Here is a 23415-nt window from a genome sequence, read left to right on the forward strand (position 1 = left end):
ACCATGTCGATTACGGATAATGAACAGCATTGCTTATCAGAGATATGCCCCCATATGTTGAGGCATATCCTAACGAGAATCTGACAACCGTTATGCCTGAACAATATCGTTATACGCTGCCCGTCAAAGCGGGTGAGCAGCGTCTGCTGGGCGAGTTAACTGGCGCTGCCTGCGCAACGCTGGTAGCGGAAATTGCCGAACGTCACGCCGGACCAGTGGTGCTTATTGCGCCAGATATGCAAAATGCTCTGCGTTTGCATGATGAAATCAGCCAGTTCACCGATCAGATGGTGATGAACCTGGCGGACTGGGAAACCCTCCCTTACGACAGTTTTTCGCCTCATCAGGACATTATCTCCTCGCGCCTTTCCACCCTTTACCAGCTACCGACGATGCAGCGTGGCGTACTGATTGTTCCGGTGAATACGCTTATGCAGCGCGTTTGCCCGCACAGTTTTCTCCACGGTCATGCGCTGGTGATGAAAAAAGGTCAGCGCCTGTCACGAGATGCATTACGAACCCAACTGGACAGCGCCGGTTATCGCCATGTTGACCAGGTGATGGAGCACGGCGAATACGCCACGCGCGGCGCGTTGCTGGATCTCTTCCCGATGGGGAGTGAGCTGCCTTATCGTCTTGATTTCTTTGATGATGAAATCGACAGCCTGCGGGTGTTTGACGTCGATAGCCAGCGCACGCTGGAGGAAGTAGAAGCGATCAATCTGCTTCCCGCGCACGAATTTCCGACCGATAAAGCGGCAATTGAACTGTTCCGCAGCCAGTGGCGTGATACCTTCGAAGTGAAGCGCGACCCGGAACATATTTATCAGCAAGTGAGTAAAGGCACATTACCTGCCGGGATCGAGTACTGGCAGCCGCTATTCTTCAGCGAACCGCTGCCGCCACTGTTCAGTTATTTCCCTGCCAATACGCTGTTGGTGAATACTGGCGATCTGGAAAACAGTGCCGAACGTTTCCAGGCTGACACGCTGGCGCGTTTTGAGAATCGCGGCGTCGACCCAATGCGCCCACTGTTGCCACCACAATCGCTCTGGCTGCGGGTGGATGAGCTCTTTTCAGAGCTGAAAAACTGGCCGCGTGTGCAGCTAAAAACTGAACATTTACCGACAAAAGCAGCGAATGCCAATTTAGGTTTCCAGAAACTGCCAGACCTGGCCATTCAGGCACAACAAAAAGCGCCGCTGGATGCGCTGCGTAAGTTCCTCGAGACTTTCGACGGTCCGGTGGTGTTCTCGGTAGAAAGTGAAGGTCGCCGTGAAGCGCTGGGTGAACTGCTCGCGCGAATTAAAATTGCTCCGCAACGCATTATGCGTCTTGATGAAGCCAGCGACCGTGGGCGTTATCTGATGATTGGCGCTGCCGAACATGGTTTTGTCGATACGATGCGTAACCTGGCGCTGATTTGCGAAAGCGATCTGCTCGGTGAACGCGTTGCCCGTCGTCGTCAGGATTCTCGCCGCGCCATCAACCCCGATACACTGATCCGTAACCTTGCGGAGCTGCATATTGGTCAGCCGGTGGTCCATCTGGAGCACGGCGTCGGTCGTTATGCCGGAATGACCACGCTCGAAGCTGGAGGCATTACTGGCGAGTATTTGATGCTCACCTATGCCAACGACGCCAAACTGTATGTTCCGGTGTCGTCACTGCATCTGATTAGCCGTTACGCGGGTGGCGCAGAAGAAAACGCACCACTGCATAAACTTGGTGGCGATGCCTGGTCACGCGCACGGCAGAAAGCGGCGGAAAAAGTGCGTGATGTGGCGGCGGAATTGCTGGATATCTACGCGCAACGCGCCGCCAAAGAGGGCTTCGCGTTTAAACACGATCGTGAGCAGTATCAGTTATTCTGCGACAGCTTCCCGTTTGAAACCACGCCGGATCAGGCTCAAGCCATTAATGCGGTGCTTAGCGACATGTGTCAGCCGCTGGCAATGGATCGTCTGGTGTGCGGCGATGTTGGCTTTGGTAAAACAGAAGTGGCGATGCGCGCCGCTTTCCTGGCGGTAGATAACCACAAACAGGTGGCGGTGCTGGTGCCTACCACCCTTCTCGCGCAGCAGCATTACGACAACTTCCGCGACCGTTTCGCCAACTGGCCGGTACGTATCGAAATGATCTCCCGTTTCCGCAGCGCCAAAGAGCAGACGCAAATCCTTGCGGAAGTGGCGGAAGGGAAAATCGATATTCTGATCGGTACGCACAAACTGCTGCAAAGTGACGTCAAGTTTAAAGATTTAGGCCTGCTGATTGTCGATGAAGAACACCGCTTCGGGGTGCGTCATAAAGAGCGCATTAAAGCGATGCGCGCGAACGTGGATATTCTGACGCTTACCGCAACGCCGATCCCACGTACGCTGAATATGGCAATGAGCGGAATGCGCGATCTGTCGATTATCGCCACGCCGCCCGCCCGTCGTCTGGCAGTTAAAACCTTTGTCCGTGAGTATGACAGTCTGGTGGTCCGGGAGGCGATCCTGCGTGAAATTTTGCGCGGAGGACAGGTTTATTATCTCTACAATGATGTGGAAAACATCCAGAAAGCCGCCGAACGGCTGGCAGAACTGGTACCTGAAGCGCGGATTGCCATCGGTCACGGGCAAATGCGTGAGCGCGAACTGGAACGGGTGATGAATGATTTCCATCATCAACGTTTCAACGTGCTGGTTTGTACCACCATTATCGAAACCGGGATCGACATTCCTACCGCCAACACCATTATCATTGAACGCGCGGATCACTTCGGTCTGGCACAGTTGCACCAGTTGCGCGGTCGCGTCGGGCGTTCTCACCACCAGGCATATGCATGGCTACTGACGCCGCATCCAAAAGCGATGACTACCGATGCGCAAAAACGTCTTGAAGCGATTGCCTCGCTGGAAGATCTCGGTGCAGGTTTTGCGCTGGCAACGCACGATCTGGAGATCCGCGGCGCAGGTGAACTGCTTGGCGAAGAACAAAGCGGCTCAATGGAAACCATCGGTTTCTCGCTGTATATGGAGTTGCTGGAAAACGCCGTCGATGCGCTGAAAGCCGGACGCGAGCCGTCGCTGGAAGATCTCACCAGCCAGCAAACAGAAGTCGACCTGCGGATGCCGTCGCTATTGCCAGATGATTTCATCCCTGACGTGAACACGCGTCTGTCGTTCTACAAACGTATTGCCAGCGCCAAAACGGAAAACGAACTGGAAGAGATCAAAGTCGAGCTTATCGATCGCTTCGGCCTGCTACCGGATCCGGCGCGTACCCTGCTGGATATTGCCCGTCTGCGCCAGCAAGCGCAGAAACTGGGGATCAGGAAGCTGGAAGGTAATGAGAAAGGCGGCGTGATCGAATTTGCCGAGAAGAATCACGTTAATCCGGCCTGGTTGATTGGTTTGCTGCAAAAACAGCCGCAGCATTACCGCCTTGATGGTCCGACGCGCCTGAAGTTTATTCAGGATTTGAGTGAGCGGAAAACGCGTATCGAATGGGTACGCCAGTTTATGCGTGAACTGGAAGAGAACGCGATCGCTTGATGGTTAGATTAGGGGCGTTTCTGCGCCCCCATCTGCAACATTTACAAATTCTTTGCACTTCCCTGCACTATCCGACACTGTCACCATCCATAATTCAGGCTTATCTGTTTATTACAATAACCTTATATTTATTATGGATTTTTGGTGATGATCAAAACGCATTTTTCTCGCTGGCTAACGTTTTTTACGTTCGCCGCTGCCGTGGCGCTGGCGCTACCGGCAAAAGCCAACACCTGGCCGCTGCCGCAAGCGGGCAGTCGTCTGGTTGGTGAAAACAAATTTCATGTGGTGGAAAATGACGGTGGCTCTCTGGAAGCGATCGCCAAAAAATATAACGTCGGCTTTCTCGCTCTGTTACAGGCTAACCCCGGCGTTGATCCTTACGTACCGCGCGCGGGTAGCGTGTTAACGATCCCGTTGCAAACCCTACTTCCAGACGCGCCGCGCGAAGGCATTGTGATCAACATTGCGGAGCTGCGTCTCTATTACTACCCGCCGGGTAAAAATTCGGTAACCGTGTATCCCATCGGCATTGGTCAGTTAGGTGGTGACACGCTGACGCCAACGATGGTGACTACCGTTTCAGACAAACGTGCAAACCCAACCTGGACGCCAACGGCAAACATCCGCGCGCGGTATAAGGCACAGGGAATTGAGTTGCCTGCGGTAGTGCCGGCAGGACCGGATAACCCAATGGGCCATCATGCGATTCGTCTGGCGGCCTATGGCGGCGTTTATTTGCTTCATGGTACGAACGCCGATTTCGGCATTGGCATGCGGGTAAGTTCTGGCTGTATTCGTCTGCGGGATGACGATATCAAAACACTCTTTAGCCAGGTCACCCCAGGCACCAAAGTGAATATCATCAACACTCCGATAAAAGTCTCTGCCGAACCAAACGGTGCGCGTCTGGTTGAAGTACATCAGCCGCTGTCTGAGAAGATTGATGACGATCCGCAGCTGCTGCCAATTACGCTGAATAGCGCAATGCAATCATTTAAAGATGCAGCACAAACTGACGCTGAAGTGATGCAACATGTGATGGATGTCCGTTCCGGGATGCCGGTGGATGTCCGCCGTCATCAAGTGAGCCCACAAACTCTGTAAAGCTCGGATAAAAAAATCCCCGCGACACGGCATGTCGCGGGGAAAAAATCAGCAGTAGCAGGCATTAATGAGGGTTAATGCTTATTTATAAATTACTGCTGTTCCATGGAGGGTATTCGGACCGGTTACAGAAGTAATACGGAAAGATTTTGCGCCCATCTCATCCGCTTTTTGCGCCAACTGCTCTTCCAGCGATCCCAGATTTGTCCCCGCGTTAGCACTGATAGTACCGACTTTTTGTTGGCCTTCTGGCGTGGACTGAACTTCGACAGCCGCAAAGCTGGCAAATGACATGGAGCTTAAAATCGCCGCAGCGATGAGGTTTTTTACGTTTTTCATAATAGTGGCCTTATGCAGATGAATGACGTCGCAAGCAATTACTTAACGATCGATAACTAAATGATAGATGTGATCTGGATCACATACAAGATATTTTTTATAACAATCATTAATTAATTTAAAAACCTTTAAATTTCAGTTAAATATAAAGCGATTATTTTTATGGTTTCTGGACTGGTGAACGGAGGTGATTATTTTTATAATAACCTTTCATTCACAGTCACCAGGTACAACGGCATCATGGCAACTGACTCAACACAATGTGTAAAAAAAAGCCGTGGCCGCCCAAAAGTGTTCGACAGGGATGCCGCGCTTGATAAGGCCATGAAATTGTTCTGGCAGCACGGTTATGAAGCGACTTCTCTTGCGGACCTCGTTGAAGCGACCGGAGCTAAAGCGCCCACGCTATACGCGGAATTTACCAACAAAGAGGGGTTATTCCGCGCCGTACTCGACCGCTATATCGATCGTTTTGCCGCCAAGCATGAAGCACAGCTGTTTTGTGAAGAGAAAAGCGTGGAGTCTGCGCTGGCTGACTATTTTGCTGCCATCGCCAACTGCTTTACCAGCAAAGACACTCCGGCTGGCTGCTTCATGATCAACAACTGCACCACCCTCTCCCCGGATTCAGGAGATATCGCCAATACGCTGAAATCACGCCATGCGATGCAAGAGCGCACTTTGCAGCAGTTTTTATGTCAACGACAAGCGCGCGGGGAAATCCCGACCCACTGTGACGTGACGCATCTGGCAGAATTCCTTAATTGTATTATTCAGGGGATGTCGATCAGCGCACGCGAAGGTGCATCGCTGGAAAAACTGATGCAGATTGCCCGAACGACTTTGCGTTTATGGCCGGAACTGCTGAAATAGGTCGCAAAAAAAGCCCCTCAGCTTGAGCGAATGAGGGGCTAAATTGCAGAGTACAACCTTGTTATGCTTTGTTATTCAAAATCAGCTGCCCGTTGCTATCTAGCGGGATCTGCGTACCCGGATCGCGGTCCATTCGGATTTTGCCCTGCTGATCGCCAATCTTATAGGTCACATCATAACCGAGCATTTTTTCTGACTTGTCATACACCGTTTTACAACGCTGTTGCGTAGTCGTGTAAGTATCGCTTTCCTGGAGAGAGCCCTGGATCTGGTTACCTGCATATCCACCCCCCAGCGCCCCCACAACAGTGGCGACATCTTTACCGCGACCACCACCAAACTGATGCCCAATCACGCCGCCAGCAACAGCGCCGAGCACCGACCCGGTAATGCGATTTTCATCCTGCACCGGTCGACGATGGGTCACTGTAACGTTGCGACACTCCTGACGCGGTGTTTTAACCGTTTCCTTGATTGGGGTTGCAGAAACAACCTGAGCGTATTGCGGGCCACGTTCAAACACGTTCAGACTGGCCACTGCCGCTACGCCCAGCGCAGCTGCGACACCAATCCCGATACCCGCCAACATTGACTTATTCACGGGAATACCTCCTTCTTTGCTGTTATGCCAATCATGCAAGCGAAGGAGAAAAGCAGCTATCAGACAGAAGATGAAAAGCGCGGGAATGGCTGGAAATACTTAGGGATTCGGAGGAGTCTGAAGGAATGCCTGATGCGACGCTTAACGCGTCTTATCAGGCCTACCGCTCGTACCATTTGTCCAGGGCGGATAAGGCGTTTACGCCGCATCCGCCAGTACAAGCCGATTAATGCAACTTCAAACGTGGACGGATAACGCGGTTAATACTCCCCACCAGCATCATTAATCCGGTTTTAAAGTAACCATGCAGCGCAATCTGGTGCATTCGGTACAGCGAGATGTATACAAAGCGCGCAATTCGTCCTTCAATCATCATTGAGCCGCGTGTCAGGTTACCCATCAGGCTACCGACGGTGGAAAAGTTCGACAGCGATACCAGCGAACCGTGATCTTTATACTGATAATTTTTCAGCGGCTTACCGTTCATCTGCGCCAGAATGTTGTTCATTGCGCAGGTTGCCATCTGATGTGCGGCCTGAGCGCGCGGCGGAACAAAGCCCCCTTCCGGACGCGGGCATGACGCGCAGTCGCCAATAGCGTATATGTCTGGATCGCGAGTGGTTTGCAGCGTCGGTTCCACCACCAGCTGGTTGATACGGTTGGTTTCAAGACCACCGATATCTTTCAGGAAGTCTGGCGCTTTGATCCCGGCTGCCCACACCATCAGATCAGCCTCAATATATTCGCCATCTTTAGTGTGCAGGCCGCCTTCATCAGCACTGGTGACCATGGTTTGCGTCAGCACGCGAACGCCTAGTTTCGTTAACTCACTATGGGCCGCAGCAGAGATACGTGGCGGCAATGCAGGCAAAATACGTTCGCCCGCTTCTACCAGCGTTACGTTCAGGGCTTCGTTGGTCAGACCTTTATAACCGTAACTGTGCAGTTGCTTGACCGCGTTGTGCAATTCAGCGGAGAGTTCTACACCCGTCGCGCCGCCGCCGACAATCGCAATGTTTACTTTGCCATTCGCGCCCAGGTTGGCGGAGTATTTCAGGAACAGATTCAGCATCTCCTGGTGGAAGCGACGCGCCTGGTGCGGGTTATCGAGGAAAATGCAGTTCTCTTTGACACCTGGTGTATTGAAATCGTTAGAGGTGCTACCCAGCGCCATTACCAGGGTGTCATAGGCGATTTTACGTTCCGGAACCAGCAGTTCACCTTTCTCGTCGCGCAGTTCTGCAATAGTGATTGTTTTCGCTTCACGATCAATATCAATTACGGAACCCAGCTGGAACTGGAAACCATGATTGCGCGCATGGGCCAGATAGCTCAACGCATCGACGCCTTCATCAAGCGAGCCAGTCGCCACTTCGTGCAGCAGCGGTTTCCACAGGTGGCTGTGGTTACGATCGACCAGCGTAATTTTGGCTTTTTTCTTGCGTCCCAGCTTATGCCCCAGCTGTGTTGCCATTTCCAGCCCACCAGCACCGCCGCCGACAATCACAATTTTTTTCAATGGCGTAGTCAACGTGACCCCCTTAAATTTATTAACCAATTGTTAATTAATGGTTATTAACATAGCTCTTAATTAACAACAGGTTACAGCAATGAAAATGTTCTTCGCTATTGAGAATAACATGAATGGTGCATTGGTCATACCAAAATTGATGTTAATCAAGTTTTGTTGCTGAAAAGATAGGCGACTTTACCGGGTGAGATCAAAAAACAGAGTTTGTTGTTTATTATTTGAGCTGATTTGTGAGAATGATATAGAGTGAGGTGTGTATGGAGGGCGTTCGGTAGGCCTGATAAGAGGCGCATCAGGCATTGATGCTCGACTGTCGGATGCGGCGGAACGCCTTATCCAACCCACAGAATCCGGAGCGCATCAGGTACCGGCAAGGTTACCTGATGCGACGAGGGCATTTACCCGAGGGTTTTGAACGCTTTAATGCGCTGTAAATGCGGGGAGATATTCTTGAATTTGTGCGTCTGCTCTTCGTCCCAGACAATCTCGTAATAATGATGCAACTCTTCAGATGTCCGCTGGCTGTTAAGCGCTTCATCATTACGCGACAAAATCACCAGGCAACGATCGCGATTCTTCTCACGGAAGTTGGTCACACACTTAGTGGCAATATCGGCATACTCTTCCGGGCGATCAATCTTCCCTTCCATGTTCTCATAAGGGAACAAATTGGGGTTGAAGATCACCTGGCGGATATCACAGAGAAAACCAATCCGCTCAGCCCAATAACCGCCCAGACCAACACCACAAATGAGCGGGCGCTCGTCGACGTTCAGTTGCAACATTTTGTCCACTTCTTTGAGCAAATGCTGCATATCATGTTTCGGATGCCGCGTACTGTAGCTTATTAGCCGTACATCCGGGTCAATAAACTGCAATTGTAAGACTTTCTCGTGGTTACCCGGACTGTTAGAGTCAAAACCGTGCAAATAGATAATCATCGCTTCCTCACATAAGCCAGGGTTAATGACCTGCCTTCTCTTCCTGCCAGCGTTCATGTAACTGATTCAGACGGGTGCTGATCGCTTTCCAGCGAGCCGAGTCCATCAGTTCCTGTCGCGAAAATGAACCTTTATGATACAAACGTGTAACACGTTCTGCCTTGATCGGTGACAGATTATCTAACACGCTGACGGCCCCTTTACGATTATTGCAGACCAGGATCATATCGCAACCTGCATCCAGTGATGCCTGTCCACGCTCGGCATAACTGCCCATAATCGCTGCGCCTTCCATCGATAAATCGTCAGAGAAAATCACGCCGTCAAAACCCAATTCCTGACGCAAAACGGTTTTCAGCCAGTAGGGAGAACCGCTCGCCGGACGCGGATCAACATCACTGTAGATCACATGCGCAGGCATAATGGCGTCGAGTTTATTTTCGCGGATTAAGGAACTGAAGACCGACATATCTTTAGCGCGAATCTCCGCTTGCGGACGTGGGTCGCACGGTGTTTCTTTGTGTGAGTCTGCCGTTACTGCACCGTGACCTGGGAAGTGTTTCCCGGTAGTTTTCATTCCCGCTTCATGCATACCATCAATAAAACGGCTGGCAATTGCCAGGGCTTTTTGTGGATCGGCATGATAAGAACGCTCGCCAATCGCCGCGCTGATATGCCCGACGTCCAGCACTGGCGCAAAGCTGATATCAATATCCATAGCAATCATTTCACTGGCCATCAACCAACCTGCCTCTTGCGCCAGTTTTCCGCCTTCTTCCATTCCCAACAGCGCAGCGAATGATTGTGCCGCTGGCAAGCGGGTAAAACCTTCACGAAAACGCTGCACGCGTCCACCTTCCTGATCTACCGCCACCACCAGATGATTGCGCGATGCTGCGCGGATCTGGCGCACCAGTTCACGTAACTGGGCAGGATCATGATAGTTTCGCGTAAAGAGAATCAGCCCTCCCACCAGCGGATGCGCCAGTATTTCACGCTCTTCCGCGTCCAGTTCGTAACCTTCGACATCCAACATTACTGGACCCACACTGCTCTCCTTATTGTTTTATTAATAGCTGCCGCCACGTGTCATCGGCCAGCCTGATAAATTGTTGATCGCCGGTTTGTCGCCAGCGGTACTCAAACCACCCTGCTTTGAGCATCAGCAGCCAGGGAAACCATCGCCTGACCTGACGCCATAATTGCGCCGGATAAATCTTCGCGCGAGTGGCATAGTCATTGACCAATTGCCGATGCTGGTCAATATTTTCCACCCACACCGCCGCCAGTTCCAGCGCGATATCACCATCTCCGGCATACTCCCAGTCGATGAGTTTTAACCCTGACGCGCTATGCACTAAATTTCCGGCGTGGACATCCATATGCAATGGACTTAAGCGTAAAAGCCGTGGTTCCCGCGCTTTGCGCAGACGTTTTAACATTCGCAGCCAACCCACTGTCCGCCGCGCCGGATCGCTTTGCTGCCAGTACAGTTCCAGTAACGGCAACAGCGTTATTCGCCAGCCAAAACGCGGTTGTTGATGTAGATAATACAGCAAGCCTGCCAGTTCGTTGGTATCCGGCAAATACGTTTTTACCTCGCCGGGCAGATAGTCGACCACCATCCAGTCACGGAGATATAAATGCGGCTTCGGTGCAATGCATGCGGGTAGTTGTGATAAAGCCCGATACTGGCGCAAGAACGCGGACTGCGGCGCATCAGGATCGTGCGGCTGACGCACAACAAAACGCTGGCCCTGATGTTCAATGAGAAAACTCCCGCCACTAAGCCCACTATTAAACGTCGTGACGGGATGAAACTGCGGGAAAAAGCGCGACAGCAATTCGTCGCGCGTGAGGGGATTATTGCTGCGAAACGGCACCTTTACCTGACCAGATAATTTCGCCCGTCTGCACCAGCATCAGCTGCATTTGTAGGGTCGGAGCGTTAACGTTGCCAGAGGCGCTGGAGTACAGCACGTAATGAGCGCCAACATTGCGGGCAATGCCTATGGCTTTACTACGGGTGCCTAAACTGTCCTGCGGCGACAAACCTAATTGTTGCTTAGCCATCGACAGCTGCTGGGCGGAAACCAGGGTAAATTTACCGTTATTAGCCAGCGCATTTCGCAGCGTTTCGGTCGCTTCTGCGGCATTCAACGAACCATTAGTACGGTTGTTAACGCTATCAACCAGCAGGACGCTACCCGCAGTCACGCCGTCAGCCCCAAGCATCTTACTGACCATCGGCTGCATTGCGCCATTCCAGTCATAATGGCGAATATGCGGCGCAGGCGGTGCAGTTTGATCTTCGTGCTCAATTGGGCCTGGCTGCTGCGGTATCGTCGGCACCGATGGCACTGTGGGGACAGGCTGTTGTGGCTCAGCAGGTTGTTCCGGCGCTGGTTTCACTTCTTCTACCGGTGCAGGTTCACGTTGCCCCACACACCCGGCAAGAAACATCGCCAGCGCGGTAATCAAGGCGTAGCGACTCATTTTTGTCATCAAGATTCACCCCTTACAAATATAGATAAAGTCTGACTTTGTGCGCCCCCAGAAAATTGGCGCTGCCGTACAGCGTGACCGCCGAATGTGCGGGAATGGTAACGCTGCGTGGCCTTTCCAGAGGATGCATCTCCAGCCCTCTGGCGTCATACCAGTAAAAACGATAATGAACGGTAACGGGTTCTTGCCTTTCGTTATAAAGCGTTGAGGATGCTGAAGGTTGAATATCAGATGTCGAAAGGACGGGCTTTTCTGCACTGATGCCCGCAGCTAATAAAGATGACTCCATCACCAGCGATTGCTCATCATTCACCGGAATTTCCGGATGTGAACGACAGCCCACCAGCACTAACAACGCCAGAGACATCAGCCCAAAGCATCCTTTTCTCATCGTTACAGACCTTTATGCGCCAGCATTGGTCCCAGCGGACAGCCACCCAACAAATGCATATGGATGTGGTAAACCTCTTGTCCGCCATGGCGGTTGGTGTTCATGATCAGACGATAGCCATCTTCGGCAATACCTTCTTGCTCAGCAATTTTTGCCGCTACGGTGATCATGCGTCCCAGCGCCTGCTCATGCTCAGCTGACACGTCGTTCACAGTCGGAATGAGGATATTCGGAATGATCAGAATATGCGTTGGCGCTTGCGGCGAAATATCGCGAAACGCCGTTACCAGATCATCCTGGTAGACGATATCGGAGGGGATCTCACGACGAATAATTTTGCTGAATATAGTTTCTTCTGCCACGACATTTTCCTTTTTCAAATAGCCATGCGTTGCGCCATGCTACGCCGCGCCACACTGCGAGTATAGAGTATGGTCGAGTTAAACCTGCTCTTTCAACCTTAACTCACGATTTCTTAAGCAAAAAATCGTTTTGCTGCCGTATATATCGCCATTATTCCCATTTCTGCCTGCGAATGCGCTGAAAAGACATTCTCTGTTTGGTTTACACACTAAATATGAATGCGTATATTTCTCATTTGCATTTACATACAAAATTATTCGCACACTAAATATAACCGCTCATCACCCTGCTCCGGCATGAGCCTGACGCCAACATAAACCAAGAGATTTCAAATGCTTTCGACACAATTTAACAGGGATAATCAACATCAAGCTATCATCAAACCGTCACTCCTTGCCGGTTGCATAGCACTGGCACTATTACCTTCCGCCGCTTTTGCTGCACCAGTCACTGAAGAAACGGTGATTGTTGAGGGTTCAGCCACAGCCCCAGATGATGGCGAAAATGATTACAACGTAACGTCTACCTCTGCGGGTACAAAAATGCAGATGACTCAACGTGATATTCCTCAGTCGGTCACTATTGTTAGCCAGCAGCGGATGGAAGATCAGCAGTTACAAACGCTGGGCGAAGTGATGGAAAACACGCTGGGGATCAGCAAAAGTCAGGCGGATTCCGATCGTGCTCTTTATTATTCCCGCGGATTCCAGATCGATAACTATATGGTTGATGGTATCCCCACCTATTTTGAATCGCGCTGGAATCTGGGCGACGCACTTTCTGATATGGCACTGTTTGAACGCGTAGAAGTAGTGCGTGGCGCGACAGGCCTCATGACCGGGACGGGTAATCCATCTGCGGCAATTAATATGGTTCGAAAACACGCGACCAGTCGTGAATTTAAAGGCGATGTCTCGGCGGAATACGGTAGCTGGAACAAAGAACGGTATGTGGCGGATTTACAAAGCCCACTCACCGAAGATGGTAAAATCCGCGCACGAATTGTCGGCGGCTACCAGAATAACGACTCATGGCTGGACCGCTACAACAGTGAAAAGACCTTCTTCTCCGGCATTGTCGATGCTGATTTAGGCGATCTTACGATGCTTTCAGCCGGTTACGAATATCAGCGTATTGATGTTAATAGCCCAACCTGGGGTGGTTTACCGCGCTGGAATACTGATGGCAGCAGCAACAGTTACGATCGCGCACGCAGTACCGCACCTGACTGGGCGTACAACGATAAAGAGATCAACAAGGTCTTTATGACCCTGAAGCAGCGGTTTGCTGATACCTGGCAAGCGACGCTGAATGCCACCCACTCTGAAGTCGAATTTGACAGCAAAATGATGTATGTCGATGCCTATGTAAACAAAGCGGATGGTATGCTGGTTGGGCCATACAGTAATTATGGACCTGGTTTTGATTATGTCGGCGGCACCGGTTGGAACAGCGGCAAACGTAAAGTTGATGCGCTGGATTTGTTCGCTGACGGTAGTTATGAATTGTTTGGTCGTCAGCACAATCTAATGTTTGGTGGCAGTTACAGCAAACAAAACAATCGTTACTTCAGTTCATGGGCCAACATCTTCCCGGATGAAATTGGCAGTTTCTACAACTTTAATGGCAATTTCCCACAAACCGACTGGTCACCACAGAGCCTGGCGCAGGACGATACCACACATATGAAATCGTTATATGCTGCCACTCGTGTCACCCTTGCCGATCCGCTGCATCTGATCCTCGGCGCACGTTATACCAACTGGCGGGTTGATACGCTGACTTACAGCATGGAGAAAAACCACACCACGCCTTACGCTGGTCTGGTGTTTGACATCAATGACAACTGGTCGACCTACGCCAGCTATACCTCTATTTTCCAGCCGCAAAATGATCGTGACAGTTCAGGCAAATATCTGACTCCAATCACCGGTAACAACTACGAGCTGGGTCTGAAATCGGACTGGATGAATAGCCGTCTGACCACCACGTTAGCCATCTTCCGTATTGAGCAGGATAATGTCGCTCAGTCCACCGGTACACCTATCCCCGGCAGCAACGGCGAAACCGCCTATAAAGCGGTGGATGGGACAGTCAGTAAAGGTGTGGAATTTGAACTCAACGGCGCAATTACCGACAACTGGCAGCTGACGTTTGGCGCAACGCGCTATATTGCAGAAGATAACGAAGGAAACGCCGTTAATCCTAATCTGCCACGCACCACGGTTAAAATGTTCACCAGCTACCGGTTGCCTGTCATGCCAGAGTTGACGGTCGGCGGTGGTGTTAACTGGCAAAATCGCGTGTATACCGACACCGTGACACCGTATGGCACCTTCCGCGCCGAGCAAGGTAGCTACGCGCTGGTGGATCTCTTCACCCGCTACCAGGTGACGAAAAACTTCTCGTTACAGGGGAACGTCAATAACCTGTTCGACAAAACCTACGATACCAACGTGGAAGGTTCTATCGTCTACGGCGCACCGCGTAATTTCAGCATTACCGGCACGTATCAATTCTGAATAACACCTGTAAAAAAGGCAGCCATCTGGCTGCCTTAGTCTCCCCAACGTCTTACGGATTAGTGGTTACGGATGTACTCATCCATCTCGGTTTTCAGGTTATCGGATTTAGTACCGAAAATCGCCTGAACACCAGAACCAGCAACCACTACGCCCGCTGCGCCCAGTTTCTTCAGGCCAGCCTGATCCACTTTAGACACATCAGCAACGCTGACGCGCAGACGGGTAATACATGCGTCGAGGTTAGTAATGTTTTCTTTACCACCAAATGCAGCAACCAGAGCCGGTGCCATTTCGCTGGTACCTGTCGCTTTTGCATCTTCAGTCGCATCTTCACGACCCGGCGTTTTCAGATCCAGTGCTTTAATCAGCACGCGGAAGATGGTGTAGTAAACAATGGCATAACCGATACCGACGATCGGGAACAGCCACAGTTTGCTGCTGTTACCAGACAGAACGATGAAGTCGATCAGACCGTGCGAGAACGACGTACCGTCACGCATCCCCAGAAGAATACAGATTGGGAATGCCAGGCCTGCCAGAATCGCGTGGATGATGTACAGGATCGGCGCAACGAACATGAAGGAGAACTCGATCGGCTCGGTGATACCGGTCAGGAACGAGGTCAGCGCCGCGGAGATCATAATACCGCCCACTTTCGCGCGGTTTTCTGGTTTAGCAGAGTGCCAGATAGCAATTGCGGCAGCTGGCAGACCGTACATTTTGAACAGGAAGCCACCAGACAGTTTACCCGCAGTCGGGTCACCCGCCATATAACGCGGAATGTCGCCGTGGAAAACCTGACCTGCTGCGTTGGTGTATTCACCAATCTGCATCTGGAAAGGTACGTTCCAGATGTGGTGCAGACCAAACGGTACCAGGCAACGTTCGATGAAACCGTAAATGCCAAACGCAACTACCGGGTTCTGGTAAGCAGCCCACTGAGAGAAGGTCTGGATTGCAGAACCAATCGGCGGCCAAATGAAGGACAGCACAACGCCAGTAAAGATGGCAGCCAGGCCTGAAATGATCGGCACAAAGCGTTTACCGGCAAAGAAGCCAAGATACTCAGGCAGCTTAATACGGTAGAAACGGTTAAACATGTACGCTGCGATCGCACCGGAGATAATCCCCCCGAGTACGCCAGTATCCGCCAGGTGTTTAGAGGCGATTTCTTCAGCAGGTAAATGCAGTACCAGTGGCGCAACCACGGCCATGGTTTTAACCATGATGCCATAGGCAACAACTGCGGCCAGCGCGGATACGCCATCGTTATTGGTAAAGCCGAGGGCGACACCGATCGCAAAAATCAGTGGCATGTTTGCAAAGACGGAACCGCCTGCTTCTGCCATAACATGCGATACAACGGCGGGCAGCCAGCTGAAATTCGCGGAACCGACGCCCAGCAGAATACCTGCGATAGGCAGTACGGATACCGGCAGCATCAGCGATTTACCGACCTTTTGCAGGTTAGCAAATGCATTCTTAAACATAATTGAGAGTGCTCCTGAGTATGGGTGCTTTTTTTACGTTCTCACGCGTGGCAAGGGGGGAGTGCCTCGCCGTGTACAGGGCATCTAAGCGCCCTTTATTTATTACACAGAGTAAAATAATTCAGTGCCGATTTGTTTGACGGCTATCACGTTTCAACTTCAGATCATTGGAGAAGTTGCACATTTTGACAAAACATATGTCACAATATTTCAAACGTGGTTATTCACCGCCCGATTTTCGGCGGTGAACTTTACTCGTTTTAGCCATTAATTACGAGCTTTAAAAAAACTCATTCAACGGATGGATTGAAGGCGGGAAGCGTCGATGTGAAACAGACGGGCGAAGTTATCGGTGGTTACCTGCGCCAGTTCTTCAACGGCAACACCTTTCAACACAGCCATGTATTCTGCAACGTCACGAACCATCGCAGGTTGATTCTCTTTTCCTCGATGCGGTACTGGCGCAAGGTAAGGTGAGTCAGTTTCCACCAGTAACCGATCCAGGGGGACATAACGCGCAGCATCGCGCAGTTGCTCCGCATTACGGAAGGTCACAATGCCGGAAAAGGAGATGTAAAATCCGAGATCCAGTAATTTGCCCGCCGTTTCTCTGTCCTCTGTAAAACAGTGTAGTACGCCACCGCAATCCGTCACTTTTTCTTCGCGCAGAATTGCCAGCGTATCGGCGCGGGCGTCACGGGTGTGGACGATAACCGGCTTGTTCAGTTCACGACCAATCTGGATATGATGGATGAAGGACTCTTGCTGACGTACTTTAGTTTCCGGCGTGTAATAATAATCCAGCCCGGTTTCACCCAGCGCTACAACGCCCTCTTCTGCCGCCAGACGACGTAAATCTTCTACATCGTAGGGATCATTCTGGTTGAGTGGATGCACGCCACAAGAAAATACGACGTTGTCGCGTTCGCCTACCAGATCCCGCATGTGTAAATAACCCGGTAATGTTGTGGCGACTGCCAGACAAAATTTCACATCGCGTGCGGCGGCTTTCGCCAGAACGTCATCCACGTCCTTATGCAAAGATTCATAATCCAGACCATCGAGATGGCAGTGTGAGTCGACTAAAAACATGATGTCTCTCTTAAAGATGAGGAACCGGTAGCACAACGCCCGGTTGCAGGTAATGCTCAATACGCAGTAAAAGATCGGTGATGAGAAGCTCGCGGTTGATGCCTGTGACAGACATTAACTGTTCACGAATGTGGCAAACATCCCCCAGTATAGCCTGCAGGCGCGAGGGAGAAAGATGGTTTGCCAGTTCGACGACCAGGCCCGGCACATCAACATTGGTCACCTGCGCAGCGCCATGATGGCGTTTTAGCGCATCCATCAGCAACGTTGCCAGCCAGTGTAAACGTGCCGGAGCTTGTTCATGATTAAGGGCCGCTAGCAGCGAATACCAGTCGCCCGATTGCACGCTATATGCCAGCGCCTGACACAATGTTTCACGAGCCTGCCAGTTATCTCCCTGAAACAACGCCAGTGCCGCCCCAGGCGAACCGGCGCTTAAGCGCAATGCGGCAAGTAGTGCAGCCTGTGACATTGTCACTTCGCGTGAAAGCCAGGTCACGGCGTACTGTTCCGGCGGCGGCGCAAGGTAATGTAACCGACAACGACTACGTAATGTTGCCAGTAAACGTTCTGGCTCGCGGGTAGCAAGGAAAAACCACGTCTCTGCTGGTGGCTCTTCAAGCGTTTTCAGCAATGCGTTAGCCGCGGCGTCGGTTAGTAAGGCAGCATCGGTTACCCAGACAACTTTCGCACCACCTAAGCGTGCGTGCTCATTCAGCTTTTCGGTGACCTCACGTACCGCATCAATGCCCAGCGCATTTTTCCCTTTTTCGGGAGTCAGGGTGTAGTAATCGGGATGTGTGCCAGCCTGCATCAACTGACATCCACGACAGTGACCGCAACTTTTGTGGCCCTGCGGTTGTTGGCAGAGTAAATAACGGCTCAGGGCGTAGATTAAAGCATCATCGCCCATGCCCGGTAACGCCTGAATGAGTAGCGCATGGTGACCTCTTCCGGCCTGATAGCTGGCTACCAGTTTTTCGAAATCAGGTCGTAACCATGGATACCATCTCATGCGTCCAACTCCTTCACCCAGTTGGTCACGGTGGTGCGGATTGCATCCATCACGGCCTCCAGCGGCTGGGTGGCATCAATGGTATGAATGCTTTTATCTTGTGCTGCCAGTTCCAGATAGCGGGCGCGGGTGCGATTAAAGAAATCGAAAGATTCTTGCTCAATACGATCCAGCTCGCCGCGCGCACGCGCGCGTTTTAAGCCAACCTCCGGGGTAACATCGAGATAGAGCGTTAAGTCGGGGCGAAACCCCCCGAGAACAGCATCACGCAGTGTTGCCAGCATATGTTGGTCAATACCTCGTCCTCCACCCTGATAGGCTTGAGTGGAGAGATCGTGGCGATCGCCAATCACCCAGGTGCCGTTAGCCAGCGCAGGTTTGATGACCGTTTCTACCAGTTGAACGCGCGCGGCATAAAACATCAGAACTTCGGCTTTATCGGTAATGACTTCATCGCCTACCGATTTGATATCCAGCACAAGGCTTCTTAACTTTTCGGCAAGTTGCGTACCGCCAGGTTCCCGAGTGAAAACCATGTCGCGGATACCCAGTTGCTCAAGCGTCTCAACCACCACGTTACGCGCGGTAGTTTTGCCTGCGCCTTCCAGCCCCTCAATGACGATATACTTACTGCGCATTTTTTTCCTTAAGCACTTTCAGATAATCCTGCACAGACTTGTTATGACTGGCAAGATTGGTATTAAACGTGTGACCACCTTTACCATCGGCCACAAAATAGAGATACGGCGTTTTTGCCGGATGCGCAGCAGCCTTCAGCGAATCCGCCCCCGGCGTCGCTATCGCACCTGGCGGCAGACCGGTAATGGTATAGGTGTTATACGCTGTCGGCGTTTCCAGGTCTGCACGAGAAAGTTTGCCATTATAACGCTCTCCCATCCCGTAAATCACGGTCGGGTCGGTCTGCAGGCGCATACCAATGCGTAAACGGTTGATAAATACTGAGGCAACCTGATCGCGTTCACTGGCAACGGCGGTTTCTTTTTCGATAATTGATGCCATCGTCACCAACTGGTTTTTATCTTTATAAGGCAGACCGTCCGCACGCCCTTCCCAGGCGCTATCGACCGCTTTCACCATTTTCTTGTGCGCTCGCTTGAGTAACGCGACATCGGTGGTATTGGCGGTATACATCCAGGTGTCTGGCCAGAACCAACCTTCAATCCACTCCGGGTTTTCCAGTTCAAGTGCCTGCGCTACGGTGGCGTACTTATCGTCGCTCAGCGTGTGCTTGATATACGGAGCCTCACGCAATTGCTTGAGGTAGTCGCTCAGACGCATCCCTTCTACCAGTCGCAGCGGGAACTGTGCTTCTTTACCGCTTTCCAACAATTTCAGCATCTCGCGCACGGTCATCTGCGGTGTAAAGCGGTAAGTCCCGGCTTTAAAGTGAGAAAGATCCGGTTCGATACGCAGCAACCATTGAAAAACCCGTGGGCGATTGATGATCTTATCGGCATAAAGCTGTTCACCTAGCGCCAGACGTCCGGTCCCTGGCTTAAGGGTAAATATCGTCTCTTCTTTGATAAGCAATTTGCTGTCGGCAAGATGGCGAACCTTCCAGACGCCCACACCAGCGGCGATACCCAGTACCACCAGCAATAACAAGATTATCAATAACACTTTTTTCATGACTAATTCGGGCGCTCACAAAGTGGGGCTAAATATTCATATAACGTTGCTGACGAAAAGGAGACATCGCCACAGGCACGTACGGGCATCACTGGCATTAACGCATTACAAATAACCATCTCATCTGCCTGCAACGCCTCTTCCAGAGAGGCTTGCACTTCGACAAGCTGATAAGAGGATTGTGCCAGCAAACGGATACAGAATTGTCGCATAATGCCGTTAACACCTGCCTGATCCAGTCGCGGCGTATAAACTACGTTGCCCTTCCGCCAGAACAAATTAGCCGCACAGCATTCCGTAACCCACCCTTCGCTGTCAAGGACCAGCGCCTCATCAGCGTTTGTCTGCTCAAGATGAGAGCGGATCAATACTTGCTCAAGCCGATTAAGATGTTTAATACCTGCAAGATGAGGATTGCGCCCCAGCCGCACCGGGCTTAGCGCCAACGTCATCCCTTCGTTACGCAAACGGTCGTAATGTGCAGGATAAGCCGTAACGGAGAGAATCCGCGTTGCCGGTCCACTGTTCAATGTGCTGTACCCTCGCCCGCCACTACCGCGACTGATCACGACTTTCAGTACACCATTTTGCTGTTCTGCTGCCAGCGTTTTCATCTCTTGTTCAAGCTGAGGCCAGAAGTCACAGGAAATCATCAACCGCTGACAAGCATCCTGTAGTCGCTGGATATGCGCCGATAACAAACTGACTTTACCGTCGATAACTCTGGCGGTGGTAAAACAACCATCACCAAACTGCGTTGCCCGATCGCTTACTGCCAGCGATTCCTGCTTATGACCGTTAATTAAGAACATACCGGCTCCTTATCAGAGAATTGTTAGTGTGGCAGCATGTTCACTACGGAACAAGTCGGAATAAAAGCTAAGAAAAAAGGCCCGCAAGCGGACCTTTTATAAGGGTGGAAAATGACAACTTAGATCTTTTTAAAGATCAAAGAACCATTAGTGCCACCGAAGCCGAAGGAGTTACACAGAGTGTATTCCATTCCGCTAACCTGACGCGCTTCGTGCGGTACGAAATCCAGATCGCAACCTTCATCCGGGTTATCCAGGTTGATGGTTGGCGGAACAGCCTGATCGCGCAGCGCCAGGATGGAGTAGATAGATTCTACTGCACCCGCCGCACCTAACAGGTGACCGGTCATAGATTTCGTGGAGCTTACCAACACGCGGCTTGCAGCTTCACCGAAGATGGTTTTCACCGCCTGCGCTTCAGCTTTATCGCCAGCCGGCGTAGAAGTACCGTGCGCGTTAACGTAGCCAATCTGACTCGCTTCAATGCCTGCATCACGCAGAGCATTTGCCATCGCCAGAGCTGCGCCTGCGCCATTTTCTGGCGGTGACGTCATATGATAAGCATCGCTGCTCATACCAAAGCCGACGAGTTCAGCGTAAATTTTCGCACCGCGTTTTTTCGCGTGTTCGTACTCTTCAAGTACCAGCATACCGGCACCATCGCCCAGTACGAAACCATCACGCTCTTTATCCCACGGGCGGCTCGCCGCTTGCGGGTTATCATTGCGGGTAGATAATGCACGTGCCGCGCCAAAACCACCAACGCCCAGCGGCGTACTGGCTTTCTCTGCGCCACCTGCAACCATCACGTCAGCATCGCCATACGCGATAATACGCGCAGCATGGCCAATGTTGTGCACGCCGGAAGTACAGGCGGTCGCGATAGAGATGCTTGGGCCACGCAGGCCATACATGATAGTCAGATGACCTGCCACCATGTTCACAATCGTTGACGGAACGAAGAATGGGCTGATCTTACGTGGACCACCGTTCATCAGAGATGTGTGGTTTTCTTCGATCAGTCCGAGGCCGCCAATCCCGGAGCCAATTGCGGCACCAATGCGGGTTGCGTTCTCTTCCGTTATTTCAAGGCCAGAATCCTGCATGGCCTGAACGCCAGCGACAATTCCATATTGAATGAAGGCATCCATCTTGCGCTGTTCTTTGCGCGAGATAATGTCCTCACAGTTAAAATCCTTTACTAAGCCAGCAAATTTCGTTGCATAGGCGCTAGTATCGAAATGGTCGATTAGGCTGATGCCACTCTGACCGGCAAGCAGAGCTTTCCAGGTAGACTCTACGGTATTGCCGACAGGAGACAACATGCCCAGTCCGGTCACAACTACACGACGCTTAGACACGTTTGTCCTCCAGGGAGGGAAAAAATGATTCTAGTGGGACAAAAGATAAAACTCAGGCGGTCGAACGACCGCCTGGAGATGTTCACTTACGCCTGGTGGCCGTTGATGTAATCAATGGCAGCCTGAACGGTGGTGATTTTCTCAGCTTCTTCGTCCGGAATCTCAGTATCAAACTCTTCTTCCAGAGCCATTACCAGCTCAACGGTGTCAAGAGAATCCGCGCCCAGGTCTTCAACGAAAGAAGCATTGTTGGTAACTTCTTCCTGCTTAACGCCCAGCTGTTCGCCGATAATTTTCTTAACGCGTTCTTCGATAGTGCTCATACTCTTAAATTTCCTATCAAAACTCGCTTTCGCGATGGTTTTCGTAGTGTATAAAATGTTGAAAAATTTGCAACTAAATCCCGGCAGGTCTTACCACGATTTTACGTTATTTTGAGGCCTTACCCCCCAATAACGCAAATCATTTTGCACTAATTATTACTCATAACCACGCAGACTGCGCGCAACATGAGCATTTTGTGCAAATCGCGGTCAGACCATGTACATCCCGCCGTTCACATGCAAAGTTTCACCCGTGATGTAAGCTGCTTCGTCGGATGCCAGGAATGCAACCGCGTTGGCGATTTCCTGTGCGCCGCCGAGGCGACCCGCAGGAACCTGCGCCAGGATACCCGCACGCTGGTCATCGCTCAGCGCACGTGTCATGTCCGTTTCAATAAAGCCCGGAGCAACAACGTTTACAGTAATACCGCGTGACGCAACTTCGCGCGCCAGTGATTTACTGAAGCCGATCAAGCCCGCTTTCGCCGCAGCGTAGTTGGCCTGACCGCCATTTCCCATGGTACCAACCACAGAACCGATAGTGATAATACGACCATGACGCTTTTTCATCATAGCGCGCATTACCGCTTTTGACAGACGGAAAACAGATGAAAGGTTGGTTTCGATAATATCGTTCCACTCTTCATCTTTCATTCGCATTAACAGGTTATCACGAGTGATACCGGCATTATTGACCAGGATATCCACTTCACCAAATTCTGCGCGAATTTTTTCCAGAACAGATTCGATAGATGCCGGGTCGGTCACATTCAACATCAGACCTTTGCCGTTGGCACCTAAATAATCACTGATCGCCTGAGCGCCATTTTCACTGGTCGCAGTGCCAATAACTTTCGCGCCACGGGCTGCGAGCGTTTCAGCAATTGCGCGGCCAATTCCGCGGCTTGCACCGGTTACCAGTGCGATTTTTCCTTCAAAATTCATGATTTTCCTCTT

Annotated in this window: 22 protein-coding genes; 4 read left to right on the plus strand and 18 right to left on the minus strand. The window is 51.4% G+C overall.

Going from position 1 to position 23415, the window contains the following annotated elements:
• Window positions 1-92: 92 nt before the first annotated feature.
• Both mfd and ldtC read left to right on the plus strand, forming a co-directional pair.
• A complete protein-coding gene (gene mfd / locus EAS44_RS15390) occupies window positions 93-3539 on the plus strand; it encodes a transcription-repair coupling factor (protein WP_001351030.1) in 3447 nt (1148 codons plus the stop codon).
• Window positions 3540-3683: 144 nt separating this feature from the next.
• Window positions 3684-4646 (plus strand): L,D-transpeptidase LdtC, encoded by a 963-nt coding sequence (ldtC, locus tag EAS44_RS15395; protein WP_001370797.1) that lies wholly within the window; start codon window positions 3684-3686, stop codon window positions 4644-4646.
• A gap of 81 nt (window positions 4647-4727) precedes the next feature.
• On the opposite strand, the gene bhsA is transcribed toward ldtC, so the two are convergent.
• On the minus strand, window positions 4728-4985 hold the full coding sequence (gene bhsA / locus EAS44_RS15400; protein WP_000800132.1) for a multiple stress resistance protein BhsA: 258 nt from the start codon (window positions 4983-4985) through the stop codon (window positions 4728-4730).
• Between the two features lie 240 nt (window positions 4986-5225).
• Between bhsA and comR the strand changes: the two genes are divergently transcribed.
• Complete coding sequence (comR, locus tag EAS44_RS15405) at window positions 5226-5858, plus strand: TetR family copper-responsive transcriptional repressor ComR (RefSeq protein WP_001298465.1); 633 nt, start codon at window positions 5226-5228, stop codon at window positions 5856-5858.
• Window positions 5859-5919: 61 nt separating this feature from the next.
• Here the strand turns inward: comR and ycfJ are convergent, their stop codons facing one another.
• The 8 genes from ycfJ to hinT all read right to left on the minus strand — a co-directional run bounded on the left by ycfJ (window position 5920) and on the right by hinT (window position 12189).
• Complete coding sequence (ycfJ, locus tag EAS44_RS15410) at window positions 5920-6459, minus strand: glycine zipper 2TM domain-containing protein (RefSeq protein WP_001043458.1); 540 nt, start codon at window positions 6457-6459, stop codon at window positions 5920-5922.
• A gap of 226 nt (window positions 6460-6685) precedes the next feature.
• Entirely contained in the window at window positions 6686-7990 is a 1305-nt protein-coding gene (gene ndh, locus EAS44_RS15415; protein ID WP_001295966.1) for an NADH-quinone dehydrogenase, read from the minus strand.
• Between the two features lie 398 nt (window positions 7991-8388).
• Window positions 8389-8931, minus strand: a complete 543-nt coding sequence (gene ycfP / locus EAS44_RS15420; protein ID WP_000587933.1) for an alpha/beta hydrolase YcfP — start codon at window positions 8929-8931, stop codon at window positions 8389-8391.
• Window positions 8932-8953: 22 nt separating this feature from the next.
• Entirely contained in the window at window positions 8954-9979 is a 1026-nt protein-coding gene (gene nagZ, locus EAS44_RS15425; protein ID WP_000529300.1) for a beta-N-acetylhexosaminidase, read from the minus strand.
• A 10-nt stretch (window positions 9980-9989) separates the two neighbouring features.
• Window positions 9990-10814 (minus strand): thiamine kinase, encoded by an 825-nt coding sequence (gene thiK, locus EAS44_RS15430; protein ID WP_001116600.1) that lies wholly within the window; start codon window positions 10812-10814, stop codon window positions 9990-9992.
• A complete protein-coding gene (lpoB, locus tag EAS44_RS15435) occupies window positions 10795-11436 on the minus strand; it encodes a penicillin-binding protein activator LpoB (RefSeq protein ID WP_000164439.1) in 642 nt (213 codons plus the stop codon). The genes thiK and lpoB overlap by 20 nt, the downstream gene beginning before the upstream one ends.
• A gap of 13 nt (window positions 11437-11449) precedes the next feature.
• Window positions 11450-11827 carry a YcfL family protein gene (ycfL, locus tag EAS44_RS15440; RefSeq protein ID WP_001225269.1) on the minus strand — a complete coding sequence of 126 codons (378 nt, stop codon included), beginning with the start codon at window positions 11825-11827 and terminating at the stop codon, window positions 11450-11452.
• A gap of 2 nt (window positions 11828-11829) precedes the next feature.
• Window positions 11830-12189 carry a purine nucleoside phosphoramidase gene (hinT, locus tag EAS44_RS15445; RefSeq protein ID WP_001313744.1) on the minus strand — a complete coding sequence of 120 codons (360 nt, stop codon included), beginning with the start codon at window positions 12187-12189 and terminating at the stop codon, window positions 11830-11832.
• 333 nt (window positions 12190-12522) lie between these two features.
• On the opposite strand from hinT, the gene fhuE reads away from it, so the two are divergent.
• Window positions 12523-14712 (plus strand): ferric-rhodotorulic acid/ferric-coprogen receptor FhuE, encoded by a 2190-nt coding sequence (gene fhuE / locus EAS44_RS15450; RefSeq protein WP_000953416.1) that lies wholly within the window; start codon window positions 12523-12525, stop codon window positions 14710-14712.
• A 59-nt stretch (window positions 14713-14771) separates the two neighbouring features.
• Here fhuE and ptsG read toward each other — a convergent pair whose 3' ends face one another.
• The 9 genes from ptsG to fabG all read right to left on the minus strand — a co-directional run bounded on the left by ptsG (window position 14772) and on the right by fabG (window position 23403).
• On the minus strand, window positions 14772-16205 hold the full coding sequence (ptsG, locus tag EAS44_RS15455; RefSeq protein WP_000475719.1) for a PTS glucose transporter subunit IIBC: 1434 nt from the start codon (window positions 16203-16205) through the stop codon (window positions 14772-14774).
• A gap of 294 nt (window positions 16206-16499) precedes the next feature.
• Window positions 16500-17297, minus strand: coding sequence for a metal-dependent hydrolase (ycfH, locus tag EAS44_RS15460; RefSeq protein ID WP_000480245.1), 798 nt, complete (start codon window positions 17295-17297; stop codon window positions 16500-16502).
• 10 nt (window positions 17298-17307) lie between these two features.
• Window positions 17308-18312 carry a DNA polymerase III subunit delta' gene (gene holB / locus EAS44_RS15465; RefSeq protein ID WP_001267963.1) on the minus strand — a complete coding sequence of 335 codons (1005 nt, stop codon included), beginning with the start codon at window positions 18310-18312 and terminating at the stop codon, window positions 17308-17310.
• Window positions 18309-18950, minus strand: coding sequence for a dTMP kinase (gene tmk / locus EAS44_RS15470; RefSeq protein ID WP_001257012.1), 642 nt, complete (start codon window positions 18948-18950; stop codon window positions 18309-18311). The genes holB and tmk overlap by 4 nt, the downstream gene beginning before the upstream one ends.
• Window positions 18940-19962 (minus strand): cell division protein YceG, encoded by a 1023-nt coding sequence (gene yceG, locus EAS44_RS15475; RefSeq protein WP_000756838.1) that lies wholly within the window; start codon window positions 19960-19962, stop codon window positions 18940-18942. The genes tmk and yceG overlap by 11 nt, the downstream gene beginning before the upstream one ends.
• Window positions 19963-19964: 2 nt before the next feature.
• Entirely contained in the window at window positions 19965-20774 is an 810-nt protein-coding gene (pabC, locus tag EAS44_RS15480; protein WP_000478684.1) for an aminodeoxychorismate lyase, read from the minus strand.
• 119 nt (window positions 20775-20893) lie between these two features.
• Complete coding sequence (gene fabF, locus EAS44_RS15485; protein WP_000044679.1) at window positions 20894-22135, minus strand: beta-ketoacyl-ACP synthase II; 1242 nt, start codon at window positions 22133-22135, stop codon at window positions 20894-20896.
• 86 nt (window positions 22136-22221) lie between these two features.
• Window positions 22222-22458 carry an acyl carrier protein gene (gene acpP / locus EAS44_RS15490; protein ID WP_000103754.1) on the minus strand — a complete coding sequence of 79 codons (237 nt, stop codon included), beginning with the start codon at window positions 22456-22458 and terminating at the stop codon, window positions 22222-22224.
• 210 nt (window positions 22459-22668) lie between these two features.
• A complete protein-coding gene (gene fabG / locus EAS44_RS15495; RefSeq protein ID WP_001008535.1) occupies window positions 22669-23403 on the minus strand; it encodes a 3-oxoacyl-ACP reductase FabG in 735 nt (244 codons plus the stop codon).
• Window positions 23404-23415: the final 12 nt, after the last annotated feature.

Source organism: Escherichia coli DSM 30083 = JCM 1649 = ATCC 11775 (genome assembly GCF_003697165.2).
In the GTDB taxonomy this organism is placed as follows: domain Bacteria; phylum Pseudomonadota; class Gammaproteobacteria; order Enterobacterales; family Enterobacteriaceae; genus Escherichia; species Escherichia coli.

What these genes read in the sequence shown, in the direction of transcription:
- mfd (WP_001351030.1), top strand. Translation starts at nt 93, where the DNA reads ATGCCTGAACAATATCGTTATACGCTGCCCGTCAAAGCGGGTGAGCAG.
- bhsA (WP_000800132.1), bottom strand. Translation starts at nt 4,985, where the DNA reads ATGAAAAACGTAAAAAACCTCATCGCTGCGGCGATTTTAAGCTCCATG.
- comR (WP_001298465.1), top strand. Translation starts at nt 5,226, where the DNA reads ATGGCAACTGACTCAACACAATGTGTAAAAAAAAGCCGTGGCCGCCCA.
- ycfP (WP_000587933.1), bottom strand. Translation starts at nt 8,931, where the DNA reads ATGATTATCTATTTGCACGGTTTTGACTCTAACAGTCCGGGTAACCAC.
- lpoB (WP_000164439.1), bottom strand. Translation starts at nt 11,436, where the DNA reads ATGACAAAAATGAGTCGCTACGCCTTGATTACCGCGCTGGCGATGTTT.
- ycfL (WP_001225269.1), bottom strand. Translation starts at nt 11,827, where the DNA reads ATGAGAAAAGGATGCTTTGGGCTGATGTCTCTGGCGTTGTTAGTGCTG.
- fhuE (WP_000953416.1), top strand. Translation starts at nt 12,523, where the DNA reads ATGCTTTCGACACAATTTAACAGGGATAATCAACATCAAGCTATCATC.
- ptsG (WP_000475719.1), bottom strand. Translation starts at nt 16,205, where the DNA reads ATGTTTAAGAATGCATTTGCTAACCTGCAAAAGGTCGGTAAATCGCTG.
- ycfH (WP_000480245.1), bottom strand. Translation starts at nt 17,297, where the DNA reads ATGTTTTTAGTCGACTCACACTGCCATCTCGATGGTCTGGATTATGAA.
- holB (WP_001267963.1), bottom strand. Translation starts at nt 18,312, where the DNA reads ATGAGATGGTATCCATGGTTACGACCTGATTTCGAAAAACTGGTAGCC.
- tmk (WP_001257012.1), bottom strand. Translation starts at nt 18,950, where the DNA reads ATGCGCAGTAAGTATATCGTCATTGAGGGGCTGGAAGGCGCAGGCAAA.
- yceG (WP_000756838.1), bottom strand. Translation starts at nt 19,962, where the DNA reads ATGAAAAAAGTGTTATTGATAATCTTGTTATTGCTGGTGGTACTGGGT.
- pabC (WP_000478684.1), bottom strand. Translation starts at nt 20,774, where the DNA reads ATGTTCTTAATTAACGGTCATAAGCAGGAATCGCTGGCAGTAAGCGAT.
- acpP (WP_000103754.1), bottom strand. Translation starts at nt 22,458, where the DNA reads ATGAGCACTATCGAAGAACGCGTTAAGAAAATTATCGGCGAACAGCTG.
- fabG (WP_001008535.1), bottom strand. Translation starts at nt 23,403, where the DNA reads ATGAATTTTGAAGGAAAAATCGCACTGGTAACCGGTGCAAGCCGCGGA.